This window comes from Streptomyces nanhaiensis, from assembly GCF_046614825.1.
In the GTDB taxonomy this organism is placed as follows: Bacteria; Actinomycetota; Actinomycetes; order Streptomycetales; family Streptomycetaceae; genus Streptomyces; species Streptomyces radiopugnans.
Genome location: NZ_JBKJFM010000312.1, coordinates 1 through 2,345, shown reverse-complemented (window position 1 = coordinate 2,345; position 2,345 = coordinate 1). Strand labels below are relative to the sequence as shown.

Annotated in this window: 2 protein-coding genes and 2 pseudogenes; all 4 read left to right on the top strand. The window is 76.8% G+C overall.

Going from position 1 to position 2,345, the window contains the following annotated elements; translation table 11 throughout:
• Window positions 1-291: pseudogene (locus tag ACLIYP_RS30210) on the top strand (hyaluronate lyase); the annotation flags it as partial.
• On the top strand, window positions 288-1,376 hold the full coding sequence (locus ACLIYP_RS30205) for a type III polyketide synthase (RefSeq protein ID WP_412716261.1): 1,089 nt from the start codon (window positions 288-290) through the stop codon (window positions 1,374-1,376). The pseudogene ACLIYP_RS30210 and the gene ACLIYP_RS30205, both read left to right, overlap by 4 nt.
• Window positions 1,373-1,891, top strand: a complete 519-nt coding sequence (locus ACLIYP_RS30200; RefSeq protein WP_412716260.1) for an isoprenylcysteine carboxyl methyltransferase family protein — start codon at window positions 1,373-1,375, stop codon at window positions 1,889-1,891. Before ACLIYP_RS30205 ends, ACLIYP_RS30200 begins: the two co-directional genes overlap by 4 nt.
• Before the next feature lies 1 nt (window position 1,892).
• Window positions 1,893-2,225 (top strand): annotated as a pseudogene (locus ACLIYP_RS30195) (NAD(P)/FAD-dependent oxidoreductase); the annotation flags it as partial.
• Window positions 2,226-2,345 lie beyond the last annotated feature (120 nt).

The following is a 2,345-nucleotide window of genomic DNA, read 5'->3' as shown; positions in this document are numbered from 1 at the left end:
GCGGCCCTGCGCGAGGGGCGGCCCGGCCGGGCGGGGGAGCGGTACGCCCGCGCCACCGGCCGGATCCTGCTGCCCCATCTGCGCCACACCGCCCTGGCCGCCCGTCTCGCCCGCGGCCACCGCATCGTCGAGGCCGCCCTGCGCGCCTCCGCGACCGACCAGCGCGTCTTCGACGACCTCGTCGAACTCGGCCTCGCCCGCGGCCGGTTCACCCCCGCCCTCGCGTTCGGCCTCGGCCGGGCGCTCGCCGCATCCGCCCGCCCGACCGGCCGAACCCGGGAGCCAGTATGAGCACGCGCGTCCTCAGCGTTCGCGGCACCCTGCCCGAGCACCGCCACCGGCAGGAGGAGATCACCGAGTCCCTCGCCGCCATGCTGGCCGGCGGCACCGCCGACCGCGGCGTCGTCGAGCGGCTGCACCGCAACGTGTGCGTCGAGACCCGGCACACCGCGCTCCCGCTTCGGGAGTACGCCCGGCTGGGGGACTTCGGCCGGGCGAACGACGCCTTCATCCGGGCCGGCACCGAGCTCGGCGGCCGCGCGGTCGTCGAAGCGCTCAAGGACGCCGGCCTCGCCCCCGCCGACGTCGACTGCATCGTGTCGTGCACGGTGACCGGCCTGGCCGTCCCCTCGCTGGAGGCCCGCGTGGCGGCGGAGATCGGACTGCGCCCCGACGTGGTGCGCCTGCCGCTGGTCGGCCTCGGCTGCGTCGCCGGCGTGGCCGGCGTCGCCCGGCTGCACGACCTGCTGCGCGGCCGGCCGGACGGGGTCGCGGTGCTGATGTCGGTCGAGCTGTGCTCGCTCACCCTCCAGCGCGACGACGCCTCGGTCGCCAACCTCGTGGCCGGCGGCCTGTTCGGGGACGGCGCCGCGGCGGTGGTCGCCGTCGGCCCCGAACATCCGCTCGCACGCTCCGAGGACCCCGCCCAGCCCCTCGTGCTGGCCTCGCGCAGCCGCCTGTACCCCGACTCGGAGCGCGCGATGGGCTGGGACGTCGGCCCCGGAGGGCTCAGGATCGTGCTCGACGCCTCGGTCCCCGACCTGGTGCGCCGTCACATCGGCAGTGACGTGCGCGACTTCCTCGCCGAGCACGGTCTGACCGCCGGCGACCTCGGCTGGTACGTGGCCCACCCCGGCGGCCCCAAGGTCCTCCGCGCGCTGCAGGACGCGCTCGGGGTCGGGCGGGAAGCCCTGGCCGTGACCTGGGACTCGCTGCGCCGGATCGGCAACCTGTCCTCCGCCTCGGTGCTGCACGTCATGGCGGACACGCTCGCCGAACGCCCGCCCCGGCCCGGCTCCTACGGGCTGATGCTCGCCATGGGCCCGGGCTTCTGCTCCGAACTCGTCCTCCTGCGCGCCCCGGGCGGTGCGGAATGAGCGGCGAGCTCCTGTTCACCGCCCTGGTCGCGGCCGTCGGCCTGGAGCGGGTCGCCGAGCTGGCCGTGTCCCGCCGCAACGCCGCCTGGAGCTTCGCGCGCGGCGGTGTGGAACTCGGGCGGGGGCACTACCCGTTCATGGTGGCGCTGCACACGGGCCTGCTCGCCGGCGCGCTGGTGGAGGTGTGGGCGCGCCGGCCGGAGGTCCCGCCGGTGCTCGCCTGGGCCATGCTCGCCCTCGTCGCGGCCTCGCAGGCGCTGCGCTGGTGGTGCATCGCCACCCTGGGCCGGCAGTGGAACACCCGGGTGATCGTCGTGCCCGGCGCCGCACGGGTGACCGGCGGTCCCTACCGCCGCCTGCCGCACCCGAACTACCTGGCCGTCGTCGTCGAGGGACTGGCCCTGCCGCTGGTCCACTCGGCCTGGATCACGGCGGCCGTCTTCACGGTGCTGAACGGCTTCCTGCTGGCCGCCCGCGTCCGCACCGAGGACGCCGCACTGGCGCGACTGGCCTGAGATGCCCGGGGGAAGGGCCATCGTGGACCTCCTCGTCGTCGGCGGAGGGCCGGCCGGCCTCGCCACCGCCCTGCACGCGGTCCGGGCGGGGCTCGAGGTCACCGTCCTCGAACAGCGCGCCGGCACCGTCGACAAGGCGTGCGGCGAGGGGCTGATGCCGGGGGCCGTCGCCGCCCTGGCCGCGCTCGGCGTGCATCCGGCCGGGCACCCGCTGCGGGGCATCCGGTACGTGGCCGGCCCCCACCGGGCCTGCGCCCCCTTCCGGGCGGGCCCGGGCCGCGGGGTGCGCCGCACCGTGCTGCACGCGGCGCTGCGCGCGGCGGCACTGGCGGCGGTGGGCAGGTAGACGGCCTGTGCCTGGCCCGTGGAGGTGCGCACGGGCAGGCGGGTGGTCTCGGTCTTGCCGAAGACGAAGCTGGTGAAGGCGTCGGTGACGGCGGTCAGCGGATCGAAC

Bases quoted from the DNA above. Each gene is read 5' to 3' on its own strand.
- ACLIYP_RS30205 (WP_412716261.1), top strand. From the start codon at position 288: ATGAGCACGCGCGTCCTCAGCGTTCGCGGCACCCTGCCCGAGCACCGC.
- ACLIYP_RS30200 (WP_412716260.1), top strand. From the start codon at position 1,373: ATGAGCGGCGAGCTCCTGTTCACCGCCCTGGTCGCGGCCGTCGGCCTG.